Annotated in this window: 23 protein-coding genes; 7 read left to right on the top strand and 16 right to left on the bottom strand. The window is 70.9% G+C overall.

The features are described from left to right. Nucleotides 1-154: 154 nt before the first annotated feature. Together ACGFNU_RS00250 and ACGFNU_RS00245 are read left to right on the top strand one after the other, a co-directional pair. Entirely contained in the window at nt 155-1855 is a 1701-nt protein-coding gene (locus tag ACGFNU_RS00250) for a hypothetical protein (RefSeq protein ID WP_392589030.1), read from the top strand. Beyond that, nucleotides 1852-3405 carry a hypothetical protein gene (locus ACGFNU_RS00245; protein WP_392589029.1) on the top strand — a complete coding sequence of 518 codons (1554 nt, stop codon included), beginning with the start codon at nt 1852-1854 and terminating at the stop codon, nt 3403-3405. Before ACGFNU_RS00250 ends, ACGFNU_RS00245 begins: the two co-directional genes overlap by 4 nt. Nucleotides 3406-3490: 85 nt before the next feature. Here the strand turns inward: ACGFNU_RS00245 and ACGFNU_RS00240 are convergent, their stop codons facing one another. The 14 genes from ACGFNU_RS00240 to ACGFNU_RS00175 are packed head-to-tail and all read right to left on the bottom strand — an operon-like array spanning nt 3491 to nt 15765. Beyond that, nucleotides 3491-4123: a hypothetical protein gene (locus ACGFNU_RS00240; RefSeq protein ID WP_392589028.1), complete on the bottom strand. Its 633-nt coding sequence runs from the start codon at nt 4121-4123 to the stop codon at nt 3491-3493. Further along, nucleotides 4116-7259 (bottom strand): LamG-like jellyroll fold domain-containing protein, encoded by a 3144-nt coding sequence (locus tag ACGFNU_RS00235; RefSeq protein ID WP_392589027.1) that lies wholly within the window; start codon nt 7257-7259, stop codon nt 4116-4118. The genes ACGFNU_RS00240 and ACGFNU_RS00235 overlap by 8 nt, the downstream gene beginning before the upstream one ends. Then, entirely contained in the window at nt 7256-8563 is a 1308-nt protein-coding gene (locus ACGFNU_RS00230) for a baseplate J/gp47 family protein (RefSeq protein WP_392589026.1), read from the bottom strand. The genes ACGFNU_RS00235 and ACGFNU_RS00230 overlap by 4 nt, the downstream gene beginning before the upstream one ends. Nucleotides 8564-8569: 6 nt before the next feature. Beyond that, on the bottom strand, nt 8570-8956 hold the full coding sequence (locus tag ACGFNU_RS00225) for a hypothetical protein (RefSeq protein WP_392589025.1): 387 nt from the start codon (nt 8954-8956) through the stop codon (nt 8570-8572). Beyond that, nucleotides 8953-9276 carry a hypothetical protein gene (locus ACGFNU_RS00220; RefSeq protein ID WP_392589024.1) on the bottom strand — a complete coding sequence of 108 codons (324 nt, stop codon included), beginning with the start codon at nt 9274-9276 and terminating at the stop codon, nt 8953-8955. Before ACGFNU_RS00220 ends, ACGFNU_RS00225 begins: the two co-directional genes overlap by 4 nt. Next, complete coding sequence (locus tag ACGFNU_RS00215; RefSeq protein WP_392589023.1) at nt 9276-10979, bottom strand: hypothetical protein; 1704 nt, start codon at nt 10977-10979, stop codon at nt 9276-9278. Before ACGFNU_RS00215 ends, ACGFNU_RS00220 begins: the two co-directional genes overlap by 1 nt. Then, complete coding sequence (locus ACGFNU_RS00210; RefSeq protein WP_392589022.1) at nt 10976-11365, bottom strand: hypothetical protein; 390 nt, start codon at nt 11363-11365, stop codon at nt 10976-10978. The genes ACGFNU_RS00215 and ACGFNU_RS00210 overlap by 4 nt, the downstream gene beginning before the upstream one ends. 25 nt (nt 11366-11390) lie before the next feature. After that, nucleotides 11391-11888: a hypothetical protein gene (locus tag ACGFNU_RS00205; RefSeq protein ID WP_392589021.1), complete on the bottom strand. Its 498-nt coding sequence runs from the start codon at nt 11886-11888 to the stop codon at nt 11391-11393. Between the two features lie 15 nt (nt 11889-11903). Then, entirely contained in the window at nt 11904-12107 is a 204-nt protein-coding gene (locus ACGFNU_RS00200; protein ID WP_392589020.1) for a hypothetical protein, read from the bottom strand. Nucleotides 12108-12111: 4 nt separating this feature from the next. Then, the gene (locus ACGFNU_RS00195) at nt 12112-12504 is read right to left on the bottom strand and encodes a hypothetical protein (RefSeq protein ID WP_392589019.1); all 393 of its coding nucleotides are present in this window, start codon (nt 12502-12504) and stop codon (nt 12112-12114) included. Nucleotides 12505-12517: 13 nt separating this feature from the next. Then, a complete protein-coding gene (locus ACGFNU_RS00190; RefSeq protein WP_392589018.1) occupies nt 12518-13654 on the bottom strand; it encodes a hypothetical protein in 1137 nt (378 codons plus the stop codon). Between the two features lie 22 nt (nt 13655-13676). Then, nucleotides 13677-13934, bottom strand: a complete 258-nt coding sequence (locus ACGFNU_RS00185) for a hypothetical protein (protein ID WP_392589017.1) — start codon at nt 13932-13934, stop codon at nt 13677-13679. A 10-nt stretch (nt 13935-13944) separates the two neighbouring features. Continuing rightward, nucleotides 13945-14772 (bottom strand): hypothetical protein, encoded by an 828-nt coding sequence (locus tag ACGFNU_RS00180; protein WP_392589016.1) that lies wholly within the window; start codon nt 14770-14772, stop codon nt 13945-13947. Between the two features lie 12 nt (nt 14773-14784). Further along, entirely contained in the window at nt 14785-15765 is a 981-nt protein-coding gene (locus ACGFNU_RS00175; RefSeq protein WP_392589015.1) for a hypothetical protein, read from the bottom strand. Nucleotides 15766-15885: 120 nt separating this feature from the next. Here ACGFNU_RS00175 and ACGFNU_RS00170 point away from each other — a divergent pair, with 120 nt between their 5' ends. Then, nucleotides 15886-16659, top strand: a complete 774-nt coding sequence (locus ACGFNU_RS00170; protein ID WP_392589014.1) for a CHAP domain-containing protein — start codon at nt 15886-15888, stop codon at nt 16657-16659. Nucleotides 16660-16721: 62 nt separating this feature from the next. Here ACGFNU_RS00170 and ACGFNU_RS00165 read toward each other — a convergent pair whose 3' ends face one another. Next, nucleotides 16722-17672: a nucleoside hydrolase gene (locus ACGFNU_RS00165; RefSeq protein ID WP_392589013.1), complete on the bottom strand. Its 951-nt coding sequence runs from the start codon at nt 17670-17672 to the stop codon at nt 16722-16724. Between the two features lie 141 nt (nt 17673-17813). On the opposite strand from ACGFNU_RS00165, the gene add reads away from it, so the two are divergent. Beyond that, a complete protein-coding gene (gene add, locus ACGFNU_RS00160) occupies nt 17814-18818 on the top strand; it encodes an adenosine deaminase (RefSeq protein WP_392589012.1) in 1005 nt (334 codons plus the stop codon). After that, nucleotides 18815-19798, top strand: a complete 984-nt coding sequence (locus ACGFNU_RS00155; RefSeq protein ID WP_392589011.1) for a LacI family DNA-binding transcriptional regulator — start codon at nt 18815-18817, stop codon at nt 19796-19798. Before add ends, ACGFNU_RS00155 begins: the two co-directional genes overlap by 4 nt. Nucleotides 19799-19826: 28 nt before the next feature. On the opposite strand, the gene ACGFNU_RS00150 is transcribed toward ACGFNU_RS00155, so the two are convergent. Next, a complete protein-coding gene (locus tag ACGFNU_RS00150; protein ID WP_392589010.1) occupies nt 19827-22085 on the bottom strand; it encodes a hypothetical protein in 2259 nt (752 codons plus the stop codon). Nucleotides 22086-22536: 451 nt separating this feature from the next. Between ACGFNU_RS00150 and ACGFNU_RS00145 the strand changes: the two genes are divergently transcribed. Continuing rightward, complete coding sequence (locus ACGFNU_RS00145; protein ID WP_392589009.1) at nt 22537-24108, top strand: amino acid adenylation domain-containing protein; 1572 nt, start codon at nt 22537-22539, stop codon at nt 24106-24108. Continuing rightward, on the top strand, nt 24105-25433 hold the full coding sequence (locus tag ACGFNU_RS00140; protein WP_392589008.1) for a hypothetical protein: 1329 nt from the start codon (nt 24105-24107) through the stop codon (nt 25431-25433). Before ACGFNU_RS00145 ends, ACGFNU_RS00140 begins: the two co-directional genes overlap by 4 nt. Nucleotides 25434-25439 lie beyond the last annotated feature (6 nt).

Genomic DNA, 25439 nt, shown 5'->3' with positions numbered 1-25439 from the left:
GTTCAACCGGATTGGGCCGCCGTCAAGCGCCGCCGAGCGTGGAACGGCGTGGAACGGGATGGAACGCCTCTCAAGTGGGTCCGCACTGAGGAACACCGGGAGGGGGGCGGCTTTGATCGAGCGGAGTCGCCCCCCGAAGCAGCCGGAGCCGGCCGTGCGGATCGACTGCGGCGTCCCGCTGACCGTACGGATCACCGGGACGCTGACCGACGACCAGCTCGCCGCGCTCGGCGGCACGCTGGCGCGCGCGGTGCGGGCCCGGCTTCATCAGGCCGAACGGCTGCTCGCCGAGCGCTACCGGCTGAACGTCGCCGAGCTGCCGGACGATGAGCTCGCGGGGACCGGTGTCATGGGGGGACTACCGGTCCCCGCGTTCCCGTCCGGCACGGAGCGAGCCGAGGCCGCCGTCGCCGCGGCGCTCGGCGACGCCTTCGCGGCCGCGGTCGAACGGCCTGAGGTCAGACCACATGTGGCCGTTGGACCGGGCGGTGCGGCGCAGGACGAAGCGGTGTTCGAGGCGGCGGCTCCGGGAGCTCAGCCGGACGATGCCGTGGGCATGCCCCCGACCCCCGGACGCGGCCTCCGTGTAACCGCTGCCAAGGTCTTCTCTGACGCCACGTTCGCAGGGCAAGATGCCGCCTTCGCAGAGCCACGCGTCGATGCTCCAGAGCGCGACAGCAGAGGTGTCGCCTTCATCAAGGCGCTGGGGCCGAGCGGGCCACTGACTCCTCAACGGGATCCGGTGATCGAGGAGGCGTTGCGAGAAGCACGGAGGAATCCGCCTCCGAAGCCGCCCACTCCGATCGTTCCGGGGGATCGCCGGCAGCAGCGCGACACCGTCCCCGAGATCGACCCGATCGACCTCTGGCGGCAGCCACGCATCCGGGACGCCTTGCAGCGCCTCGCCGAGCAGGCGGAGGAGTGGCACCGGACGCATCGCCGCGGCAGGCGTGACGCCGACGCCCAATACTGGGCGGACTACTGGCGCAAGAGGTTCGCGAACTCGGTGAACTACATCCTTCAAGTGCGCAAGACGCGGTCGTACCGGCGCCAGGCCTACACCGTCCGCGATTTCCATCTCGCCAAGCTGAGGGACGCGGAGAAGGATCTGATCAAGGCCGCACCTGCGGATATCGACGCACGCGTGGAAGAGCTACGACGCACCATCCAACAAGAATGGATGAGGGACGTCGATCAAGCTGCCGACCGGTACCTCGTGCTGGCCGAGAACGAGCTCGCCTTCTTCACCGAAGAACGGCCGATCCGCATCTTCGGGCTGCCCGAGTGGGTGGAGGGAACGCTTCCCGCGACGGCCTTCCCCGCGCTGTTCCAACAGGATCCGAACTCACCCGGGTTCTCGCCGTCCGTTGCCAGACTCATGGCGGCCGTGCAACGAGAGTGGGGAAGACCGGTGGTCGCTCAGAACTATCGTGGCCATGAAAGGGCCAACCCCTTCGTGGGGAACGTGGACCACATCGGAAAGTACTCGTTCGACGCGAGCCTGCCGATAGCCATTCAGAACGACGGCTTCTACGGACGCGACGAGACGGTCGGGTTCTTCCAGGCCGTCGAGCGGGCGGCCCAGGCGACGGACATCGAGTGGATGGCGTTCTACAACGACGCGAGCGTGGCCAACGAGGTGAACCGCCGCGTCGGCGTGCGGCGGATCTACTTCTCCGGCGGTGGCCAGCCACGGAACGCGACCCCGGAGCAGGAAGGCAGCTTCCACCACGGCCCGGCGCCGTACATCCTGCACGTCCACTTCAACATCATGCCGAAGAGCGTCCTCCGGGCCTTTCTCCGAACGCACGCCGTCGCCATTCTTCCCTTCCTCGATCTGGGTGATTCGCCATGACCGGCGGCCCGGTGCGGCGTTATTACCAATTGCCAGGCGACATCGGTATGTCCGAGGACCTGTCGGCCATGGAACGGCGGAAGCTCAACGCGACCCTGGCGGCCGCGATCAAGCGGGCCACGGGAAACGCCGCCCCGGGCGCGACGATCCACCCGGCGCACGGGACCCCGCCATTGCAACGTTTCGGCCCGCAGGACCAGCAGCTCGGGCCGGTCACCCGCGCCGCACCGAGCGGTGATGCCGAGGCGGAAATCCTCACTGCCCTCAATACCCCGGTCGGTCCGCAGGACTCTGTGGCGCAACGTCGGCGGATCGACCGGCTTATCGTGCTCTTCGACGGGCTGGCGCCCGGAAAGGCCAAGGAACTGCTCGCTCGGCTGGAGAATCCCAAGCCATCGGACCGGCTCGCCGAGGCATTCCGCCAACGCCTTTCGACCGCGACCCGCTCGATGCTGACGGATCGTCTGCGCACGCGAGCGAATACGGTCGAGGTCACCTACTCGAAGTCCAGGGACCCGCAGGACGACCCGCGGTACATCGACAAGGCCATCGATGAGGTCCAGTGCAGGCTCATCTACGCGGACCGCTACATACTCGTATGGAAGGGCGGCCGGAAGGTCGTCCATAACGACGACATCGACTGGACCAAGACATCGAAGTCCCTGCCGGTCATCGATGTGCAGCCCACCGAGGCGGCGGCGAGAGCGCTCGCGGCAGAGCACCACGACCTGGCCGTCCTGGCCAACTACGACAGAGCCGTGGCGTTCTACCGGGACAAGACCGGGGTCATCCTGCCGACGTGGTTCTCGCCGGCGACCGCCCCGGGGACCTACGCGCTGATCATGGGAGTGAACGCGCAGGTCCGGGAGACGGCACGCGAGTACGAAGAGGGCTTCCGCGATCTGCGCAACGGCATGATCGTCGGCGCGATCCTCGGTGGTGCTCTCCGCGTCTTCGTTCGCCTGCTCCCCGGCGGCGGAGGGTTCCGGGGCAGTAGTTCCGGCGGCAAGACACCGTCCACCCCCGAGCCCGCGCCGCCCAAGGCGCCGCCGGAATCCGCACCGCCCCAGGCGCCGCCGGAGCCCGCGCCGCCCAAGGCGCCGCCGGAATCCGCGCCGGTGGCCGTGGACCCGGCCGTCCGGGCGCGGGCGCTGGCGAAGGCCGCTCGTGACGCCGGGGACGAGGTCGTCGCCAACATCGGCGGAGCGGGCGCCTCGCACGAGCCGCAACACGCGATCAACATCAACGACCAGACGGTCCCTCGCAAGGGCATCCCCAACCATGTGGAGGCCGACGGCTCGAAGATCGGCGAGCTGTTCGAGCCGGGCAGCCTCGACCGCGTGACGGGCCACCGGATGCCGCCCGGGGTCGTCAACTGGAACGAGGCCGCGCCGGGCGCGTTCCGTGCCCTGCGCAGCGGCGGCCGGTTCGAGTACAGCTGGCAGGGCGGGAATGCGGACGCCGCCGCCTGTGCCAAGGCCCTGGAGGCGGCGGGATTCAAGGACGTGAAGGTCGTGAAGGACGTCCTGGTCACCGCCGTCAAGCCCTGAGGAGGGTCGGCCCGACCACGAAGCCCTCCCTCCAGTTCTGGCCTGGAGGGAGGGCTTCGGCTTATGGGCTGGCTTTGTGGGCGGGTCAGGGGTTGTTGTAGGTGATCTGGGCGGAGAACAGGGTCACCGGGTCGGTCGAGTTGGCGGGCGTCGCTCCGCTGTTCGCCGTGAAGGAGTACCGGAAGTTCGCGAGATCGACCACGCTGATCGCCGTGTTCGGCAGCGCCTGTGCGGTGCCGAACGGGACGGTGCCGGTGTCGAACTGCACCACGGTCTGGGTGGTGCCGTCGGCGACCGAGGTCCGGATGAGGAAGAACGCGGCGTTCTGGCCGGGCGGCGGCGTGCCCTTGCCGCGGATCCGGATCGAGGTCATCCGGACGCGGTCGGGCAGGTTCAGGATCAGCACGCCGCTGGGGCCGCCGGTGGTGGGCGCCACGGCGTTGCCCGACGACTGCAAGATCCACGGGGTGCCGGTCCCGAGGGGTTGCAGGGTCGGGGTGAACGACTGGGTGGCGGTCGGCGGCAGGGGCGGCACCCGGGCGTTGAGGGCGTCGATCGCAGTGCCCATGTCGTTGATCAGCGGCGTCAGGGCCTTCAGATCGCTCTCGATCGTGTCGAACCGGATGTTGAAGCCGCCGGAGCCGTCCGCCGTGACCAGGTCGATGTGGTCGTGGAAGGCGGGGTGGTGGAACCGGGGGATGTAGCTGAAGCTAGCCACGAGGAGTGCTCCTTCGCTGAGGTGGCAGCACGCTGCGCACGCGGAACTTGGGGAACGTGAAGACGGGGTTGACCTCGGCGAGGTTGCCGCGCACCTCGACCGTGTGGTCCCGGATGACCTGGGTGTCGACCTCGATGCCGGCCGGATGCAGGGCGTGCAGGATGTTGAGGATCAGGTCGTACTGGTCCTTGGAGATGACCGTGCCGGGGTTGTTCAGCTCCTGCCGGAGCCCGACCCGGAAGGTGTGCGGCGCGGGCAGGTCGCCGAGCAGGTAGCTGGCCTGCACCCAGACCAGCCCCGCCGACTCACCGCGCAGCGTGGTGTTCTGCTGCTGGGGGTTGCCGAGCGTGGCCCGCCCGCCGCTGGCGGAGTCGAAGGCGCTGCTGGCCCAGCCGAGCCGCACCTTGCCGACGCTCGGCGGTACGGGCGGCTCTTGATCGGAGAGCACGGGCAGAACAGAGATCGGCAATGTCGCTCCCTCGTCCAGCTCCATGACGAGCCCGCCTTCGGTGCCGGACGGCCCGAACACCTGGACGAGCTCGCCCGGCTTCTGGCGTACGGTCACGTCGGTGGCCGAGCGCGAGACGTGGCCGAACCCGACCGCGTACGCCAGACCGGCCAGTGCGCCGAGCGAGAGCGTGGTGTGGCGCAGCAACAACATCCGGCCGTGCTGGCCGAACTCTGGGTCTCCTTGGAGCGCCGTGGTCACCTTGAGCTGGCCATTGATCCCGCGCCGGGCCAGCTCGGCCAGCAGCGCGTCCAGCAGTTGCGCCAGCGCTGGCTGCATCAGGTGGTTGTTCGCGTCGGTGCCGTAGTCCACCCGCTGGTCGTTGTGCGGGAAGAGGAACCGCGGGTCGAAGAACTCGAACGGGTCGCTCACCACGGCGGTGGACGCGCCGAGCGTCCCGTCGGCGGCGATCGTCTGGCCGGCGGGCAGGTCGGCCAGCCCGATCCGCAGCGGCCGGCTCGCCGACACGGTGTGCCTGCCGATCGTCACCTCCGCCTGCACGATCACGTTGCCGGGCGCGGTGGCCTGGAGCCTGGTCACCGAGGTGGGACTGCCCTGCGCGCCGGTCGTGGTCAGCGTGCCGCGTCCGGGCCCGCTCGGTACCGTCACCCAGCGCAGCACCGAGTCGGCGGGCGGCGCCGGACGCAGCGACAGGGTGACCGTCGAGCCGGCGTCCAGATCGGCGGGCCCGGCCGGAGCCGGGGCCAGGTCGACGGCGAAGTAGTCCGCGAGCGCGTTGGCCACGTACACCCGGGCACCGTCGGGCTCGGCGCTCTCCCGCACGCACACGAAGCCGAACCCGGCCCGGTGGGCCAGCGCGGCCAGCCGCCCGGGCGTGAGGCGGCTGTGCCCGAGCAGCGCGGCGCGGCCGGTGGCGCGCAGGTCGGCGGCGCGCGGATCGAACGCGGCGCTGATCCGCAGCCGGCCCGCCGGACCCGGTTCGGCCGCCGCCAGGGTGACCAGCCGGTTCAGCGACGCGACCAGGCTGATCTGCACCAGGTGCGGATCGGGCGGCGGCTCGCCGGGCGCGAGGTCGCGGGGCGGCGGGACGGTGAAGTCGACCTCCGGCCGGTCGTAGCGGAAGAGGAACGCCGTGTCGAACGTCTCCTCGTCCGCCGCGGCGCCGACCGTCTCGATCTCGTCCACGCCGCGCCGCCCGGCGGCGTCCATGGACTCGCCCTCAGTCAGCTCGACCGGCCGGACGCGCACCAGCCGCGTGCCGCGGACGAGCGGCGCGTTCGCGTCCTGCACCACCAGCGGATCGGCCAGATTGCCGATCTTGCCGACCAGCTCGTTGAGCAGCGCGGTCAGATTGGCCGGGGTGGGCAGGGTCCAGCGCCGGAAGACCTTCAAGCGCCGCCGGTAGTGCTCGTCGGCCTCGCCGAGCACGGGCGCGAAGTCCGTGCGTGCCACGGCCGAGATCCGTACCTCGTCGATCACCCCGCGCAGGGCGCTGCCGCCCGGGCCGACGCGCAGCGGCGCGGTGTTGCGCACGATGCCGAGCGGGCCGGTGGGCGCGCTGGCGCGCAGCACGCCGTCGACGTACAGCCGGAGCACCTTCGCGGTGCCGTCCAGGACGCCGGCCAGGTGGGTGAAGGCGTCCGCGGGCAGGCTCAGGTCGGCGAACAGCGTGATCGGGGCCAGCGTCCCGTCGCTGACCAGCAGCTTGACGTTGCGGGGCACGCCGCGCCCGAAGTCGCCGACCGACAATGCCCAGCCGGCCCCATTGCCACCGGGAGCGGGGTGCTTGAACAGCACCTGGCCCTCGCCCGTGGCCGCGTCCGGACGTACGAAGCACTCCACCGTGGCACTGCTGCCCGCCGCGATGTCGAACGCGGCGTCGTTGGCGACCTCCACCGCCGCGTCCGCCGAGTCGAACCCGAACGCGGTCCCGTACCGCCCGGGGACGCCGGACAGCACCGTCCCCTTCGTGGTGCCGTTGTGCCCGGTGCGCCCGGGATACTGCCCGGTCACGTCCTGCGCCGCCAGCGTTCCGTTGGCCGGGCTGTCGTCCAGGTGGTAGAGCGCGACCGTCCCGTCGTCGAACCCGTGCGGCAGCGGCGGGAACCTCGGCACTCCCAGGTCGGTGCCGATCAGGTCGAGGCTGCGGCCGGTCGCCGTGGGAAGGTGCCGCTGGGCGACGACCCGGGCGAGCCTGCCGCGCAGCTGGTCGCGCTCGCCGCCGATCACCCACAGCACCTTGGCCGTGGTGCCGAGCAGCGCGGTCACCTGCCAGAGCTCGGCCGCGGTACCGGCCGGCGGGGCCGGTGCGACGCGGAGCCTCGTCACCCGTACCTGCGCCGAGACCGGGATGGCCAGCACGGCGGAGGTCCCGGCGGGCGTTCCGGCCGCGAAGGGCACGACGACGGTCGCCGTCGTTCCGTTCGGCTGGGTGAAGGTCACCGTCACCGTGGCGGCGGCCGTCAGGTCCTGCGCGGTGGCCAGCACGTAGGCGGGCTCCGGTGTCCGGCCGAACCGCGCCTGGTGGTCGCTGAAGTCGTACGGCGCGACGTCGGCCGTCCCGGTGTCGCCGCCCGGGACGAGCTGCAACGCCAGCGTGTCGGCGCCCCGCTCGAACGGTGTCGTCAGTCGCTCGCCCATCCGGGTGGCCGCCAGAACGTCGCTCATGCCGTCACCAATCTGATGTCGAGGGCGTCCCCGCCCGGCGCGAAGACGGCCAGCTCGGTCGGCGACATCGCCAGGTTCTCGCCCACCGGCGCCTCCACCACCGCGCTCTGCCGCGGCACGTCGGCGAAGGTGATCCGGCCGAACGCGGGCGGGGTACGGCGCAGATGCAGCTGCTGCACGTCGATCACCCCGGGCTGTTCCATGAACGCCCGGACCACCCGCGCGTACCGGACGTCGCCGCCGAGCCGCTGCGCGCTGATGTCACCCGCCAGCCGCTGCCGGATGGACGCCAGCAGCGCGGCGCCGTCGGAGCCGGACTCGACCACCACGGTCGCCCGGACGCCGATCGCGACATGCTCGGCCTCCACGATGTTGGGATGGATGCCGACCGGCCGGACCGCGTCCACCGCCGCGGTGACCCGCTCGAAGATGCCCTGCACCGGCCCGATCGTGCGCCAGGGCGCACGGAACTCGTGCGCCACCAGCACGGTGAAGAAGTACGGCTCGCCGATCCGCCGGGCCTCGGAGCTGAACGCGCGCTGGTCGAACAGGAACGTGCCGAAGTAGCTCTGCGAGACGTCCACGCCGCCGCGCGGGTCGGACAGCACCACGTCGAGGACCCCGCTGACGCCGAACGCGGCCTGCGCCACCGACTCCACCGTCCACATGTTGCGGGCCAGCCCGGCCAGCCGGGCACGGTAGGTGTCGTCGCCCTCGGTCTTGGTGCCGCCGGAGGCCGGCTGCGGGTTGGTCACCGCCAGCTTGGCGGTGCCGAGGTCGGCCAGGAAGATCGCGCGGTAGGTGGGGTCGATCGCGGTGATCGTGGACTTCGGGACGTCCCCGCCGGGTCCGGGTTCGAAGGCGACCACGTCCACGGTGGCCGTCGGGTGGGCCGCGTCCAGCGTCACCGCCGCGGTCGTGCCGAACGCCTTCACCGGCGGCGCGGTGACGAGGATGGCGCCGGCCGGGACGACGTACTGCCGGCCCGGCGCCGCGTCGCTCAAGGTGAGCTGGACGGCACCTGTGCTGGCGAGCTGACGTCGTGCCAGCCCGACGTCCGTGCCGAGCAGGTCGAGGTTGTCGCCGAACGCGGTGGAGACGAAGTTGCCGTAGTAGAGGTCCTCCATCCGCTTCCACAACTCGCCGTCCTCGGCCGCGGTCGTCTCCAGGATCTTGCGCAGCGGGCTCGTCTCGGTCAGGTCGATGTCGCCGAAGAGGGCGCGGGCGCGGTCGAACGACTCGGAGAGGATCTGGTCGACCGGTTTGAGCACGAACCCGTCATCGGTCACGCCGAAGTCAGTCATGGCCGTTCACACCCCCACGTCCAGCAGCAGCGTCAGCGGATCGCCCGCCACCGTCTCCAGTTCGACCCGGACGGTCCACGCCCGGACGCGGCGGGGGTCGTCGTCGAAGACCACCTGCCGGATGTCGCGGACCCGCGGGTCGGTGCCCAGGGTCTGGACCAGGTTGAGCTGCACCAGCTGCTTCACCACCGAGACGGAGTTGGCCTGGGTGAAGGCGGCGCCGATGTCCAGCCCGTACGTCGTGTTGAACGGGTCGGATCCGAACGGCGTGAGCACCCGCAGCGTCAGCGCCTGGCCGAGGTTGGCCGGGCCCTCGACCTCCCGGAGCCGGCGCTGCTCCATGACCAGGTCGCCGTCGTCGAGCAGCAGGCCGCGGCCGAACGCGCTGGTCATTGCGCCTCCAGTTTCGTCTGGCCGGGCCCGACGGCCTGCCAGGTGCCGGAGTTGGTGGTGCCCTTCGCGTTCACCAGCAGCACCGGATCGTCGCCGCCGCGGAAGAGCTTGCCGCTGACGCCGTCGTCGATCGTGAGCACGCTCGCGCACGGCGGTACGGACGGCGGGGGCTTGCAGCCGTCGATCCGGGCCTCCTGCAGGTCGGCCTTCGTCAGGACCGCCGCGCCGGCCACGACGAGCGCGCGTGAGTGGATCTTGGCGACCACGGTGCCCTGGTGCGAGCAGGTGATGGTCTCCGCCTCGGTGAGCACGGGGGCCATCACGACACCGCCACCGTGGAGCCGTCGAGCGTGAGCTCGACGGAGCCGTTGGTCAGCGTGATGGGCTTGCCGGAGGTGCTGATCGTGACGGCGCCTTGGGAGTTCACTGTGATCGTCGTTCCGCTCTGGTGGTCGATGGTGATCGAGTCGTCGGTGGGCGGATCGGGCCTGGTGCCCACCTCGGGAAGGCTGTCGGTGCCGACCAGCACGTGCAGGGCGGCCGCCTGGACGACCCGGTGCCCGGCGGCGTCGATCAGGTCGTTGACGCCCTTGCCGCGCGGCAGCCCGTCCTCACCCAGCTCGGTGGGCAGCGCCAGCCAGTAGTCGCCGGGCTGGTTGGCCGGGCGCAGCCGGGCCGGGTTGTCCGGCCACAGGAAGCCGGTGACGACGGCGTCGTCGACCTGGCCGCGGTTGTGCGCCAGTACGGCGCGCATCTTCGGATACACCGGGGTCATCAGCCCGGTGCGGTGGAACGCGAAGGCCGACGCGATCGGCTTGCCGTGCAGGTCGACGTCGGTGCCTATCGGGGCGTCCACGCTGGCGGTGGTCACCTCGGGGCCGGACGTCTGCCCGTAGTGCAGGGACGCGAGGTGTTTGCCGTCGGCGCCGGGCGCGTACGCGGTCACCTCGCCCATGTCGATCGCCGGACGGTCGTCGTGCCCGCGGTCCACCAGGTCGTGCCAGCGGTCCACGACGCTCTGGGCGCCCGTCGAGACCCGGGCCCGTTCGCCGGGACCGGCCGCGATGAGGCAGAGCCGCGCGGTGTAGCCGGCGTCGACCCGGAAGGCGTGCTCGACCCGGGCGATGCGCAGCGGCCCCGCCGGCACGCCGGACAGCCCCGTCGTGGTGACCACCTGGCCGGCCCGCAGCCGGGGATGGCCGAGCACCGTCGCCTCCACCGTCGTGCGGACCGTGGGCCGCGGCGCGACCTCGAACAGGGGAACGCCTTCCGCTGTGGGCGGTGGGAAGGCAGGCCGCGCCGCGGTGTCCTCCACGGTGGAACTGGTGAGGGAGACGAGATTGGTGTCCGGGTTGAGAACGATCGGCGCCGGGTCGGTGGGCGGGCCGACCGCCCGGCCGAGGTAGACCTTGCGGTCGCGGACCACGAGCGTCGTGTCCGCGCGGGCCGCCAGCGCTCCGAGCGCGTCCAGCGTGGATCCGGCCCGCACCGTGAAGTCCGGCAGCTCCCCGTCCAGGGCGGAACCGTCGGCCAGCGGTACGCCCGCCGCGGCGGCCAGCGCCTCGGCCAGGTCGAGGGCCTTGCCACCGGCCGCGCTGTCCAGCACGGCCGGAGTGCCGCGCAGCAGATACCCGCCCTCCTCCTGGCCGCTGAGCACGGTACGGGACAGGCCGTCGGCACCGACGCCGCCGGTCACCGCCATGATCCGGCCGACCAGCACCCGGCCGGCGTCCGTCCTGACCGCCGGGTCGCCGAAGTAGCCGAGGTGGACGGTCGCGTTGAGCGGACGGGCCGCGTGCGCGGTCTGCAGCAGCTCGGTCAGCCGTCCCGGCAGGTTGATCAGGCCGACCTCGAAGAGATCGGCCCGCGCCCCCTCGGCCATCGTCACGGTGATGTCCGCGTCGGCGACCGTGCCGCCGGTGAGCACGTCGTTGGACACCGTGACCGGCAGCCCGAACGCGCCGCCCGGCGAGGCCGCGCCGGCCACATCGATCTCGACCTTGTACCAGAGGACGAAGCTCATCGCGGCGCCACCCCACCGGCCACCTCGGAGCCGAACGCCCCGGCCGCGTTGAGGTTGCGCAGATCGAGCCTGAGCGTGCGGAAGGTCAGCGCGAGCTCCGCGGCCAGGTACTCGACACCGGGGACCAGCTTGCGGCGCAGGATCGGCACCGGCCCGCCGGGCTCCTCCCGGTCCACCGCCAGGACGAGGAACGCCTTGTCCGCCGGCAGGTCGAGCGGCTTCCGCTGCTCCTGCGGCTTGTCGCGGGCGGCCCGCACGATCTCCTCGGCGACGTTCGCGTACAGCCGGAACTGGTACTCGCGGCCGGCGAACGCGAGCCGGAACGCCTGCGGGAATCCCTCGTCGGCGTCGATCGGCAACCGGCGGAAGCTGCGCGCCGTCGTCATGGCTCTCCTCTCGTTTCGGTACGGGCTAGAACGCGTCGAGCACGGTGCGGGAGATGGGGTTGGGCGGCACCGCGCCGGGCACCAGCGCGGTGCCGGCCGCCACGGCCAGCTCCGCCGCCTGGCCGACGAGCGCGGCGAGGCCCGCCCGGGGCACCTCGATCAGCGAGATCGACACGTCCAGCGCGTCCCGCCGGGCCACGCTCTGCGTGAAGTTCAGCTCCGTGATCTGCATGTCCAGGCTGATCGTCAGCCCGGACACCACCGGGACGCTGGCCGGCAGCTCCTCCCGCAGCAGTTCCCGGGAGACGAGCGCCAGCGCCTCCAGCGACTTCTTCACCGCCAGCCGCCTTGGGCCGATCAGCATGGCCTCGATGCCGATCTGCTTCCGGGTGGGCCGGGTGGCGTGCAGGAACCGGCTGCCGTTGATGCGCTCGATCTCGAAGCCCTCCATGACCGTCATGCTCTGCACGTAGAGCAGCGGCACCGGCCCCACCAGCACCGGAACGTTCGTCGTGACCGTCATGTCCGCCTCCGCGTGTCAGAGCCGGCCGGCGAGTTCCCGGGCGAGCCGGTCGTAGACGGCTTCGGCCAGCTCGGCCCGCTCGCTCTCGGAGAGGGCTCCCACGGCATGCACCTCGACCGGAAAGTGGTAGTTGAGCACGGTGCCGTGGCCTTCCGGGGTCGTGTGTTCTTCGCTGGGGCTGAGTTCTGTGGGGCCGGGTTCGCTGGGATTGCGTTCCATGGGCCTACGCCTCCAACCCGACGTCCAGGGCCAGGCAGTTGAAGCTGGCCTGGGGGACGCCGTCCACCACCACGTTGCTCGGATTGGCCGAGACGACCACGCAGCGGGCGAACTTGATGGAGTTGAACGCCCAGTCGGTGCCCTGCTTCTCGGCCACCACCACCGCGAACTCGGTGCCGCTGGTGGCCAGTTCGGCGAGATCGGCCACCGCCGTGGCCACCGCCGGCACCGCCATCGTGAACGTGAAGGTGAACGGCTGGCGGACGAAGCCGACGTTGTCGGCCTCGATGCTGTGCAGCACGGTGTGGGGCACGTTGAAGGTCGGCGTGAAGCTGGAGATCGGAGTGATCGTGGCGTCCCCGAGCTTCACTTCGAGCCGTGTGTTCCAGTCCGGCATCGCGCGTCTCCCCCTAGTCGAACTTGAACGTGACGGACAGCCGGTGGATGGCACCGGCGTAGTGGACCGCGACCAGGACCTGGATCACGCGCTGGACCTCGGCGTTGTGGATCTGCTGGGCCTGCGTGGCGGTGAGCGTCGCCGGATCCTTGTCCAGCAGCGCCAGGAGCGGGACGACCACCTCGAAGCCGTTCAGGATGTCGCGCTGCACCAGCGGGGCGAGGATCGCCTCGGTCTGGGCGATCAGCGCGCGCAGCCCCGACCGGCTGATCCGCACGTTGCCGATCGTCTTGATCAGCTGCGCGTTCAGATCGAAGTTGATCTTGTCGATGACGCGCTGGGCGTCGATGTACTTCTTGCCGCCCGGGTTGCCGGTGTAGCCCTCGCCCAGGAACACCCCGTTGCCCGGAATGATGGACGGGCTGGTCAGCCAGTTGACGCCCCGGCCGGCCGGTCCGGACTCGAAGTTCTCCGACCCGTTCAGCGCCTCGATCTGCGCCTGGCTGAACGAGGGACTGGTGATGTTGACCGGCTTGAGCAGCAGCGAGATGTGCGGCTCGTACCCGCCGATGGTGCCCGCCACCGCCGCGGCGGCGTCCTGCGTGCTGCGGTGCGCCACGTAGACCATCCGGTCGTTGGCGAGCACGCCGGTCACCGGGGCCGGGTCGGCGGAGTCCTTGGGCAGCATGGCCACGCCCATCCGCTGCCTGCCCTCGCCACCGGTCTCGGACACCGCGGCGACATGCTTGGCCAGGGTGACCAGCGCGCCCTCCGGGGCGTCCACCTTGCCGGTGGTGGCGTTCAGCGGCGTGTTGGCGAGGACGACGAGCTGGACGTCCAGGCCCGCGACCACGTCGAGCGCGGTGCCGAAGACGGGCGCCGTCTCGTTCACCCGGACGCCGGTCACCAGCGACGGGCTGGGCGACTGCGCGAAGGCGAGCGCGATGGCCTGGCCGAGGTCGCCCGGCGCACGGCGCAGCGCCTCGGCGGGATCGGTGAAGTCGATCGGGACGTTCACCTGGGCCAGATCGGCCGGTGGATTCTGGGGCGGCGGCGTGATCTTGCCGACCACGGCGATGTTGCCGAACGCCCGGACGGCCGGCGCGAACAGGTCGACCACCGAGTTCACTCGGATATAGCGGAAGGTCATCGTCCCTCTCAATCTCAGCGGGTCAGTGGTACTTGCGGGCGAGCCGGGCACGCAGGCGTTCCAGCTCCCGGTGGGACAGGACGGCCCCCTGCTCACCTGGGCCGTCGTGATCCTCAGCGACGGCGCCCGCCGCGGTGCCGGTGGTCGCGCCGGTGCCGGTGGCGGTCGTGTCGGCGTCCGCCGCGGTTTCGGTGCCGTCGGCGTCGCGGTCGCGCGAGTCGGTGTCGCGGTCGCCCGACGAGGGGGCGGCCGGGGCGGTGTCCTTGTTCTGCCGGGTCATCTGGGTCTCCTCAGCCGGTGGTCAGGAAGAGCGCCGCCACGCCCGCCTTGGCGAACAGCCGCACGACCGCGGCGGCGGTGGTCCCGTTGTCGGCGGGTCCGGTGGCGGCGAACACGGCGGCCGGCGCGAACGAGGCGGTGGACTCCGCCGGCAGCCCGCCGGCGGCCGGGCCGCCCGACGTCCGCCCGGTTTCCCGGATCAGCCGCGCGGCCCGCAGCCCGGCGGCGAGGTCGAACGGGTCGACCGCCACCGCGGCCAGCGCGACCTTCAGCACGTGCACGTTCGCCGGATCGTCCGGATCGAACGGCTCGGCGGCGCGCAGGCGCACCGTCGTGGACAGGTAGTGGAAGGCGTTCCGCAGGTCCGCCACGGTCGTGAGGCCGTGCTCGGCCATGAACGCGTCCAGGTCGAGGAACGGAACGAGCTGCCGGAACTGCTCCAGCGTCGTGAAGCCCTCGACCGGCACGGCGGCGACGGACTCGGCGCCGGCCGGGTCGATCTCGGCGACCACGGTGATCCGGAGCCGGGCCAGGACGTCGATCCAGGCGGGATCCCGCGATCCCGCCCGGTCCAGGTCGAGCTCGGTGCGGGTGTAGCTGGGCACGCTCCGCGTCCAGCTGCCCACCAGCCGGTCCGTGCGGAACAGCGGGCGCTGCAGCTCCAGCTCGTCCACCGCCACGTCCGTGACCTGGTCGATCCGCACCGCCGACAGGTCGTAGGCCGCCGCCAGCACGGTGTTGACCAGCTGGTGGCCGGTGTCCCCGGCGGGCCGCAGCAGGGCGCCGAGCGCGGCCGGGTCGCTCAGCTGCAACAGCACCCGATCCCGGAATGAGGTCACTGGAGCCCCCGCCTACAGCTGCAAGGTGATCGACGACATCACCGAGGAGGTGCTGCCGCGCGTGTCGGTGGCGGTGACGTTGAACGAGTAGGTGCCGGTCGTGGGCAGGCTCACCGTCGCCTTCCACGTCGACCAGTCGCCGCTCGGCGCGGTGTTCTGCGCCACGCCGCTCGGGCCGTTGACGACGCTGTACTCGACCTTGGTGACCCCGGACTGCGCGCCGGGCGTCCGCCCGGTCACGACGAAGTCGAACGGCAGCCCGCCGACGGTCTGCGGGTTGGGGAACGGATCCAGCGTCACCGTGGGCGGCGCCCCGTCGTGCACCGTGATCGACCGGGTCTGGGTGGTCGACTGCCCCCGGGGATCGGTGCACTTCACCGTGATGGGCCGGGGCCCGAGCGGCGTCGGGGCGATGTGCACCGACTTGGCGTAGTGGGTACCGCTGTACTGCTCGCTGGTCGTCATGCCGTCACACGTGATGGCGACCGTCCACGGATAGACCTGGTCGCCCCCGCTGGTCAGGTCCACGGTGACCTGACCACCGCCGGGCCCCACGTCGACGACCTGCGAATTGCCCGGTTGCGCCAGCGAGAACGCGGGCGGGCCGGGCGCGTTGACCGTGATGTTCCGCGGGCCGGGGGCGTTGACCTGGGAGTCCCCGGTGGTGATGCCCCAGCCCGAGACCTGGCAGGTGCCGGGGCCGGGGAACGTGACCGAGTAGTCGCTCCGGCCGTTGTTGACCGACGACCGGTGGTCCCGGATCTCGGTGAGCCCCGGAATGGAGAGCACCAGCTCCTTGAAACTCACCGCGGGCACCGCCTCCCACGTGTTCGGCGGCTTGAGCCGCCAGCTGGTGCCGCGGTCGACGAACAGCGAGATGGTCGTCGGGATGCCGGCCACCGGGTTGCTGGGCAGGCCGATCGACACCGCGGGCGGCACCGGCGGCGGCGGTTGCGTGATTCCTTGCTCCGTGGGCTGGTCGTCAATGCTCAAGGAAGCTCCATTCGCCGTCCCGGGCCTGTCGCCGGGCTCTCAACCGAATGGCGTTCCAGCCCGTTCCACACCGCTGGAACTGCCTGGAACGCCCCTCCGGATGAGCGCATTGGAGGACGCATGCCTGAACAGCCCGAGCCGTTCGAGAAGGCCAGAACCCACCCCGAAGACGGTCCGCAGGACGTTCCGCAGACCCCGGGCAGCACCGTCGAGAGCCTGACCGCCATCACGCAGGGCTCAGCCGACCACGTGCTGGCCATGGCCCGCGGCGAGCTGGGCGAGGGCGAACACCCGGCCGGCTCGAACCACAACAAGTACACGCAGTGGTACGGCATCGGCGACGGGCCTTGGTGCGACATGTTCGTCTCGTGGTGCGCGGCCCGCGCCGGCGCGGCCAAGGCGATCGGGAAGTTCGCGTACACGCCCTTCCACGCCCAGTGGTTCAAGGACCACGGACGCTGGGGGAAGGAGCCGCGCAAGGGCGCGATCGTGTTCTACGACTGGGGCGGCTCGCACAACATCCCCGCCATCGACCACGTGGGAATCGTCGAAGCCGTCCGCGCCGACTCGATCGTCACCATCGAAGGCAACACAGAAGACCAGGTCCGCCGCAGGATCCGCCGCTCCGGGATAGCAGGCTATGGCTACCCCGACTACGCGACCGGCTCCTCCACGCCGGCCTGGCCAGGCCGCTACCTGACCCAGCCCCCGATCATGACCGGCGAAGACGTCAGAACGTGGCAGCAACGCATGCAAGACCGAGGCAAGCGCCTGACAGTGGACGGCGCCTACGGCCCGGAGTCAGAAAAGGTATGCCGCCAATTCCAGACCGAGAAATCCCTGGAAGTGGACGGCGTGGTAGGCCCCAAAACCTGGCAGGCCACCTGGACCTGACCGCAGAGCCGCCCGCAGAGCCGACCGCGTTCTGGTGCGGGATGCCGCGGTAGTGACAGCGGTCACAGGGTGACGGCGTTGGAGACGGTGTCGAAGAGCAGGTTCTTGAATCCGGTCTCGTCCACGCGGCGGACGAGAGTGAGGTTGGGCGGCGGAGCGGTCAGCCGCCGGTCGATGATCATCTGTCCGCGAGTCTGGGCGTCCAGGGCGATGTCGACGTGCACCTGTTCCCGCTCGACGACCAGGCCGGGCCGGAGGGCGACGGCCATGGCGATCGGATCGGGCAGGTCGTAGCCGGCCAGGCCGGTGACGTCCCGGGCCCAGTCGGCGACGACGCGGTTGATGCGATGGGCGAAGGTCGCCATGGGGGTGCCTATCCGCTCCAAGCGCTGCTGGTCGGCCGGGGTCATCACCGCGTCCCGGCGGGAGACGTCCCAGCCGATCCACGTCACCTTGTCCGGGGTGGCGGCCTGGGCGACGACGCGGGCGGCCTCGGGATCGGCCCAGACGTTGAACTCGGCGGTGGGGGAGACGTTGCCCGCGAAGTCGGCGGCGCCGGCCATGCAGTAGACGTGCCGGAACCGCGACAGCAGCGAGGGATCGCGCAGCAGGGCGGCGGCGATGTTCGTCAGCGGGGCGAGGGTGACCAGGGTGAGTTCGTCCGGGTAGAGCCGCGGCAGCGACAGCAGGACCTCGACCGCGTGAGTGTCGTGCGGGGCCGCGACGGGGTCGGGCAGGCCGATGTCTCCCATGCCGTCCTGGCCGTGAACGTGCTGGGCGCTGGACAGAGTGCGCACCATCGGGCGGTGGCAGCCGGGATGCACGGGGATGTCCCGGCGTCCGGCGGTCTGCAGGGAGATCAGCGCGTTGCGGGTGCCGGTCTCCAGCGGCACGTTGCCCGCCACCGTGGTCACCGCCCGGACGTCCCCCAGGCCGCTGGCGGTGGCCAGCAGCAGGGCGACCGCGTCGTCGGAGCCGGTGTCGGTGTCGATGAGCAGAGGCAGCGCGGGCATGGCCGTGCTCCTTCCGTGGCGGTGGCCGGTCTTTGACATCGGGACGGTAGTCAAACGTATGATGTGGCGTCAACAGCGGAAATACATCCGTGGGTTCTACGTTCGATGACCAGGCGACCGCCTGAAAAGGAGCTGCGGCCGGTGGAGATCTTGCCCAGCGCGCAGCCGAGGGCCGAGTTGCATCTGCATCTGGATTGCTGCGTCAGCTACGCCTGCGTCGCCGCGTTGCGTCCGGGCACGACCCTGGCCGAGTACCTGCGTGACTACGTCGCTCCGGCCAAGTGCACGAATCTGGTCGACTTCCTGACCCGGCCCGCCAGGATCGTCCAGCTCATGCAGTCACCGTCGGCACTGCGCCTGGTCACCGACGACCTGTTCGCGCAACTGGCCGCCGACAACGTGGCCTACGCCGAGATCCGGTTCGCGCCGCTGCTGCACACGGCCGAGGGGATGCGACCTGAACAAGTCGTGGACGTGGTCGAGAACGCGGTCGCCGAGGCTGCCGCCGCCACAGGAGTGCGCGCGTGCGTCATCCTGTGCACGCTGCGGCACTTCGACGCCGACGCGAGCATGGCCACGGCCCGGCTGGCCGCCGCCCGGCTGGCGGGCGGCGTGGTCACCGGGTTCGACCTGGCGGGCGACGAGGCGGGATTCGGGCTGGACGCCCACGTCGCGGCCTTCCATCACGCGCGCGAGCACGGGGTACGGATCACCGCGCACGCCGGCGAGGCGCGCGGCGCGGACGGAGTCAACGAGGTCCTGGACCGTCTGCGCCCCGAGCGGATCGGGCACGGGGTGCGCGGCGTCGAGGACGAGCGCACCGTCCAGCGCCTCATCGCCGAGGGCGTCCATCTGGAGGTGTGCCCCACGTCCAACGTCCAGACGATGGGCGATCGGGTGTCCCGCTACGCCGACCATCCGGTCGACCGGCTCAGCCGCGCCGGGGTCGCGCTGTCGATCAGCACCGACGCGCGCACCGTCGCCGGCGTGACCCTCGACCGCGAGTACGAGCGCCTGCGAAGTGTCTTCGGCTGGACGGACGCCGACCTGGCCCGCTGCAACCTCGCCGCAGTCCAGGCGTCCTTCGCCGAACCCGCGGTGCGAGCCGAGCTGACGCGCAGTTTCTCTAGAATCGCCACGCCATGACAGGACACCACCGCCCCACCGGACATGACGTCGCCAAGCTGGCCGGCGTCTCACAGTCCACGGTGTCCCTGGTGTTCTCGGGCAAGACCACGGGCCGGGTCTCGGCCGAAGTAGAGGAACGCGTGCGGCACGCCGCCACGCGACTCGGCTACCGGCCGCACACCTCCGCCAGCACCCTGCGCGCCGGACGCACCCGCACGGTCGGCCTGCTGGTGCCCGACGTCACCAACCCCTTCCTGGGCCACGTGTTGCGCGGCGCGCAGCGGGCCGGGCGCGCCCACGGAATCACCGTCGCGCTCATCGAACCCGGCCCCGACAGGGACTGGCAGCTCACCGCCATGAGCGCCCTCAACGCCGCCGCCATCGACGCGATGATGTTGTTCGGGATCGAACCGCCGTCCGCCGCCCCCGGCCCCACCGTCCTCATCGAGGCCGTCGCCGACGGGTACACCAGCGTCCTGCTCGACGTCCGGCAGGGCACGACGGCGGCGGTCGGGCACCTGCTCGACCTCGGCCATCGCCGGATCGCCCACCTCGGCACCGATCTGCCGCCCACGACCTTCAAGGCCCGGGCCTCCCGCTGGCGCCGCGAGCTCGACCAGGCCGGCCTCGACGCCCCCGAGGTGCTCGCCGGTTTCAGCCTCCAGGCCGCCCGCGGCGCCGCCCACCAGCTCCTGTCCATGACACCGAGGCCGACCGCCCTGTTCTGCGACGACGACCTGCTCGCCGCCGGCGCGCTCATGGCCGCCCACGACCTCCGCATCCCGGTCCCCGCCGAACTGTCGATCATCGGCTTCGCCGGCACCCTGCTCTCCGAGGCCGCGACTCCCCAGCTCTCCACCGTCATAGCGCCGGCCGAAGAGCTGGGCGCCCTGAGCCTCCAAACACTGCTCCAGGCGATGGACGGCCACCCCACCACCCCGCGCCCCCTCCCCATGACCCTGGTCCCCCGAGCCTCCACCGCCCCGCCACCCCGATGAGATCGTTCATGCTCCGCCAAGCCTTGGATCATGGCTGTGCGGAGATGGCACCCAGGAATCTGGGCTGCACGCTCGATCCCGGGCGGGCGGCCTCGCGGGCCTTGCTCACCCGTTCCCAGGCGAGGTACGGGCTGGTGGTGACGACCTCGCGGGCCTCGGCGAGGCCACGGAACGGCTCGCAGTCGCCGTAGTCCTGGACGCGGCGGCTGAGCTCCAGCTGCTTCCAGGCGTCCTCGGCCAGGTCGCCGACGAACATCTCGTGGACGGTCAGCAGGAAGTACAGGCTGGTGGCGAAGCTGTCGCAGACATGGGCGGCCGAGCTCAGGCGGCCCTCGGCGTCGGCGAAGCGCTTCCATTTGGCCGGATCGTCGCCGTGCAGGTCGAAGACCGTCTGGAGTCTCGCCGCCACGTCGCATCTGCCCTTCGGCACGAGCGCGTCGTGGTCGTTCAGGAGATCGAGGAGGGTACTGCTGTCGGCCACGTCCAGCTGGCCCGCCTGGATGAAGGCGCGGCGGGCGAGGAGCTTGATCTCCTCGGCCACCACGCGATTCGCGATCACGTCGAGACCGGCACCCGGGAGATGCGAACCGTCTCCGTCCGGGACCGTCACGCCGTAGACCTGCCGGGCGATCCGCACCAGGTCTTCCGGGAAGCCGCCCGAGAGGCAGTGGCACAGCAGCACGAACGGGACGGGCAGCCCGACGACCCGGTCGGCGAGCACGTCGACGGCGCCCTCGACCGGAAGGGGATCGATCCACACCGTCTCGTCGAAGACGCCGCCGAGCGCCGGCGGGCGGACCGAGCCGTCCCGCGGGTACGCCAGCAGCGCCTCCGGGCGGACCGCGACCAGATAGACCGTGTACGGAGTGCCGAACACGGCCTTGATGTCGTCCAGGAAGCCATGCGCGTCGGCCGCGTCGTCGATGCGGTCGATCTCGTCGATCCCGATGACCAGCCGTACCGCCGCCTCCGACTCGGGCGGCCCGCCGGTCAGCTGGAGCTGCCTCAGCGCCGCGACCGTGCGCTCGGCGAAGTCACGGTAGTCGTCGATCAGTTCGGGGAGCGTCATGACCTGCTCGGCCATCTCCTTCGAACCGGACGTGCCGACGGTGGCGCCGGAGGTCGCGAATCCCAGCTGGCGGGCCGTGGTGACCTTCCGCTGGTAGTGGAGCCGCTCGAGCCGCTCGCGGGCGTCGACGGCCAGCATGATGGTCCCGCGCCGTTCGATCAGGGCCTGCCGGCTCCGCCATCCGGCGAGCAGCAGCGCCGCGATTCCGCAGGCGGACGCGGCGATCCAGGCTTGCACGCGCGGTGAGAACCAGCTCCAGTCCGGCCGGCCGCCTCGTACCGCCAAGAAGACCATGGCCGCACAGGCGAACAGCATCACCGCGGCGGCGGCCTGCCGCACCGGAAAGCGGCGCCGGCTCCATGGCTTGAGCCGGGGGTCGGCGAGGACGGTCTCGCAGAGCCGGCTGTAGAGGTGGATGAGGAACTCGCGCGCGTCGTACCGCACCGGTGCCTTGATCACGAACCGCAGTCCGGGCATGCCCTCCGCGCACCGGCCGCCCCGGTGCTCCGGGCCGGTGCTGCCGTACCGGGACTCGCAGAACCGCGCGATCGCGGTGGACTTTCCGGCCCCGCGCCGCCCGCTGATCCCGATCGCCCCCGCCGCCGTCCGTTCGGTCAGCCGCTCGATCTCCGTCAGGCTGGGAATCGCGGGTTTGGCCGCGGGATCGGTGGCGGCGGTCAGCCCGCGCAGGATGGACGGGTCGAGCGTCGCGTTCGGGCGGCCGTGGTACGTCGGAAGCTCATGGGAGAAAAGAATCTCCGAATGGATCTCGTTGATCTGCCGCCGCACCTGCTGGATCACGAACTCGTGCAACGTGGTCCGCCACGGAGCATGGCGCGCGACCCTGCCGAACAGATAGTCATCGATCCAGGACCGGAACGGTGAGGGTGCCCACAACGCTGCCACCGCGAGCCAGCCGTAGACGTTCACGCCTCGCGAGACCCGCCCACGGGCCAGCCACACCAGAAACCGGGGATGCCTTCCGGCGACATGGCGCACGATTCGCTTCACGTTCTCCGGGCGGGTGACCTTGCTCTTGGCCTCCGCGAACCGCTCGTCCGACAGCACGCACACGCCGCGTGCCGCACGCACCTCGGGATCTTCGGCCACATGGCCCATGACCTCTTCGACCAGCGCGCAAGCTCGTTTCAGAGCGATCCCATCCCGCTCGACGAGCACCCTGTCAGGGTCGAGCACCACGGTCGCCGACGGCCTCATAAACCGAGTGTAAGCAGCAATTCCCGCCCCCACCCCGTCATTTTTCCGCCAATCGAACAATGGATCAGAGACGGCCCTTCGCGAGCGGAGGTCGCCCGTGAAAGTGACCACCGAAACGTTCCCCCGAGGTGCTCGGCTCCCTGCGAGCCGACCGGTGCGAGATGCCTGACGCGCTTTCCCGGTGGACGTCCTGATATCGGATGTATCGTGCCGGTTTCGTCGTCTGTATCGCGTCGTCCGGTTTGGGGTGGGATATCGCGCGAGGCGGTCGTCACCGGCTGATTCGGCGTGTTTTCACGATCTTTCATGGCGGGGTGAACCGTGGCCGCGTTCCGTACGTGGTTGAGGCGAGGGTGGTCGAAAGGTCGAGAAATAGTGCCTGGGGTTGGTTGTTAAAATCTGAACCTTTTGTTTCGATTGTGATCTCTGACACCCCCTGTGAAGGAGAGTCATGAGGGATCACAAGGTCCTTGCCTGCCCGAACGAAATCCCCTGGTCACCCCCGCTGCTTGAGCATCTCTCCCCGGAGGATCGCCGGCTTTTCCGGCGGTTCGGACAGGGCGTGGAGCAGCCCCTTCCGTACACGCGCATTCATCACGCGGTCGAGCAGTGGGCCGCCGAGATCCCGCACGCGGTCGCCGTCGAGCACGGCGACGAGACGATCACTTATGGCGAGCTCGATCGGCGGGCGGGGCGGCTGGCCGTCCTGCTGGCCGGACACGGTGTCCGGCCCGGCGACAACGTGGCGCTGTTCGTGCGGCGCGGCGTCCCGATGGTGATCGGCCTGCTGGCCGCGCTGAAGGCGGGCGCCGCGTACGTGCCGCAGGACGTCGGCGCCGCCCCGGAGGCTCACCTTCGCCACGTCATCGCCGCGGCGGGGACCCGGGTGATCCTCACGCAGTCGGACGTTCGCGATCGTGTGCCCGTCCCCGAGGGGCACGTCTGCCTGCCCGTTGATGCTGTTGACACTCCGGATAGCGGCGAGCTGCCGCTGCCGAGTTCTGATGGCGGCTGCTACGTGCTGTTCACCTCGGGCACCACCGGACGGCCCAACGGCGTCAAGGTGACGCATCGCAACGTCTGCAACCTCCTGCTCACCGCGCCGGGCGACCTCGGCATGCGGCCAGGGCAGCGGGTGGGGCAGATCCTCAACATCGCGTTCGACATGGCCGCCTGGGAGATCCTGGGCGCGCTGAGCCATGGCGCGACGCTCGTGATCCGCGGCAAGGACATCGCCGAGACCGTGGAGAACGTGCACGTGGTGATCGCGACGCCCACGATCCTGGCCTCGGTCGATCCCGCGCGGTGCGGCCGTGTCGAGGTGGCCGCTGTGGCGGGGGAGCCGTGCCCGCGAGCGCTCGCCGACCGCTGGGCGTCCTTCTGCGCGTTCTACAACGGCTGCGGCCCCACCGAGACCACCATCGTCAACACCATGCAGCGGCACGACCCGGCCGCGATCCGCCTGACCATCGGCCGCCCCACGCCCAACAACACCGTCTACGTCCTCGACGAGCACCGGCGCCCGCTGCCGATCGGCGAGGCCGGCGAGATGTGGGCGGGAGGCGACTGCGTGTCCGCCGGGTATCTGGGCGATCCCGAGCTGAACGCCGAACGCTACGTCCCCGACCCGTTCCTCGGGGGTGAGCGGCTGATGTTCCGCACTCGTGATCTCGGCCGCTGGACGCCCGACGGCGAGCTGGAACACCTCGGCCGCACGGACGACCAGGTCAAGATCCGCGGGTTCCGGGTCGAGCTGGACGCGGTCTCGGCCGTGCTGGAGTCCGTGCCGGGATGCGGCCGCGCGGCCACGCTCAAGCTGGACGAGCGGACACTCGTCTCGTTCGTCGCCCCCGCTCACCTCGATCCGGAGGCGGCCCGCCGCGCGGTCGGCGACGCGCTGCCGTACTACTGCGTCCCGGCCGCCGTGCACCCGCTGCCGGAACTCCCGATGACCAGCCGGGGCAAGGTCGACAAGACCGCGCTCCTGCGCCTGGCGACCGCGCACGCGGAGGTCGCCTCATGACCACCACTCAAGTCGATCTCGCCGTCGAGCTCCCGCCGCCGGCCTCGCCGCTGCGGCGCGCGTTCAAGCATCCGCGGCTGATGCACTACAACCGGCTCGCCGCCCTCGTGCTGGCCGCCAACCTCGTGCCGCTCGTGCACGGGCTGGGCGCGGGCGGCTGGTGGACGCGCGGCGGCGTCGACCTGCGCGCCCTGTCGTACGCGGCGCTGGCGAACTTCGCGCTCGCCGTGATCGTCCGCCAGCAGTACCTCATCAACCTGTTCTTCAGGATCGCGACGCTGCCGTCCACCCGCTGGCCGCTGAAGATCCGCTGGACGCTGGGCAAGGTGTACCACTTCGGCGGCATGCACGTCGGCGGCACCGTCGCGGGAACGCTCTGGTTCCTGGCGCTGGTGGGCGGGCTCACCCACCACGCCGTCCGCGACCTGGGCGGTGGCGCCACGGCGGGCACGCTCGCCGTCTCCTACGCGCTCGTCGGGCTGCTCGCCGGCATGGTCGTCACGGCGCTGCCGCCGTTGCGCGCCAAGCGCCACGACGTGTTCGAACGGACGCATCGCTTCGCGGGCTGGGCCGTGCTCGCGCTGTTCTGGACTCAGACGATTCTCTTCGCGCGGGCCACCGGGCAGGGCTTGGCGACGGCGCCGAGCGTGTGGGTCCTGGCCGTGATCACGTTCAGCATCGCGTTGCCGTGGCTGCGGCTGCGGCGGGTCCCGGTCGTCCTCGACCGTCCCTCGTCGCATGTGGTGCTGGCGCACTTCGACCATGGCGTGACCCCGTTCGCCGGATCGTCCACCGCGGTCAGCCGGAACCCGCTGCTGGAATGGCACTCGTTCGCCAACGTCCCCTCGCCGGGCAGGTCGGGGTTCCGCCTCACCATCTCCCGCGCCGGCGACTGGACGGGGTCGTTCATCGACGACCTGCCCTCGCACGTGTGGGTCAAGGGCATCACCACCGCGGGCGTCGCCAACATCGAGACCCTGTTCACGAAGGTCGTCTACGTCGCCACCGGCAGCGGGATCGGGCCGTGCCTGCCGCACCTGCTCGCCCAGGAGGTGCCCGCCCGGCTGGTGTGGGCGGCGCGGCGGCACCGGGAGACGTTCGGCGACGCGCTCATCGACGAGATCCTCGACGTCCAGCCCGACGCGGTGCTGTGGGACACCGCCGAGCGCGGCAAACCCGACATGGTGCGGCTGGCCTACCAGGCGTACGAGGACTTCGGTGCCGAGGCAGTCATCTGCATCTCCAACAAGAAGCTCACCTGGCAGGTCGTGCACGGTCTGGAACGGCGCGGCATCCCCGCGTTCGGCGCGATCTGGGACTCCTGAGGAGGG

The sequence above is a fragment of the Spirillospora sp. NPDC048911 genome (assembly GCF_043198015.1).
In the GTDB taxonomy this organism is placed as follows: Bacteria; Actinomycetota; Actinomycetes; order Streptosporangiales; family Streptosporangiaceae; genus Spirillospora.
Note: the sequence above shows the minus strand (reverse complement) of the source record. Positions and strands in the feature narration are given on the sequence as shown.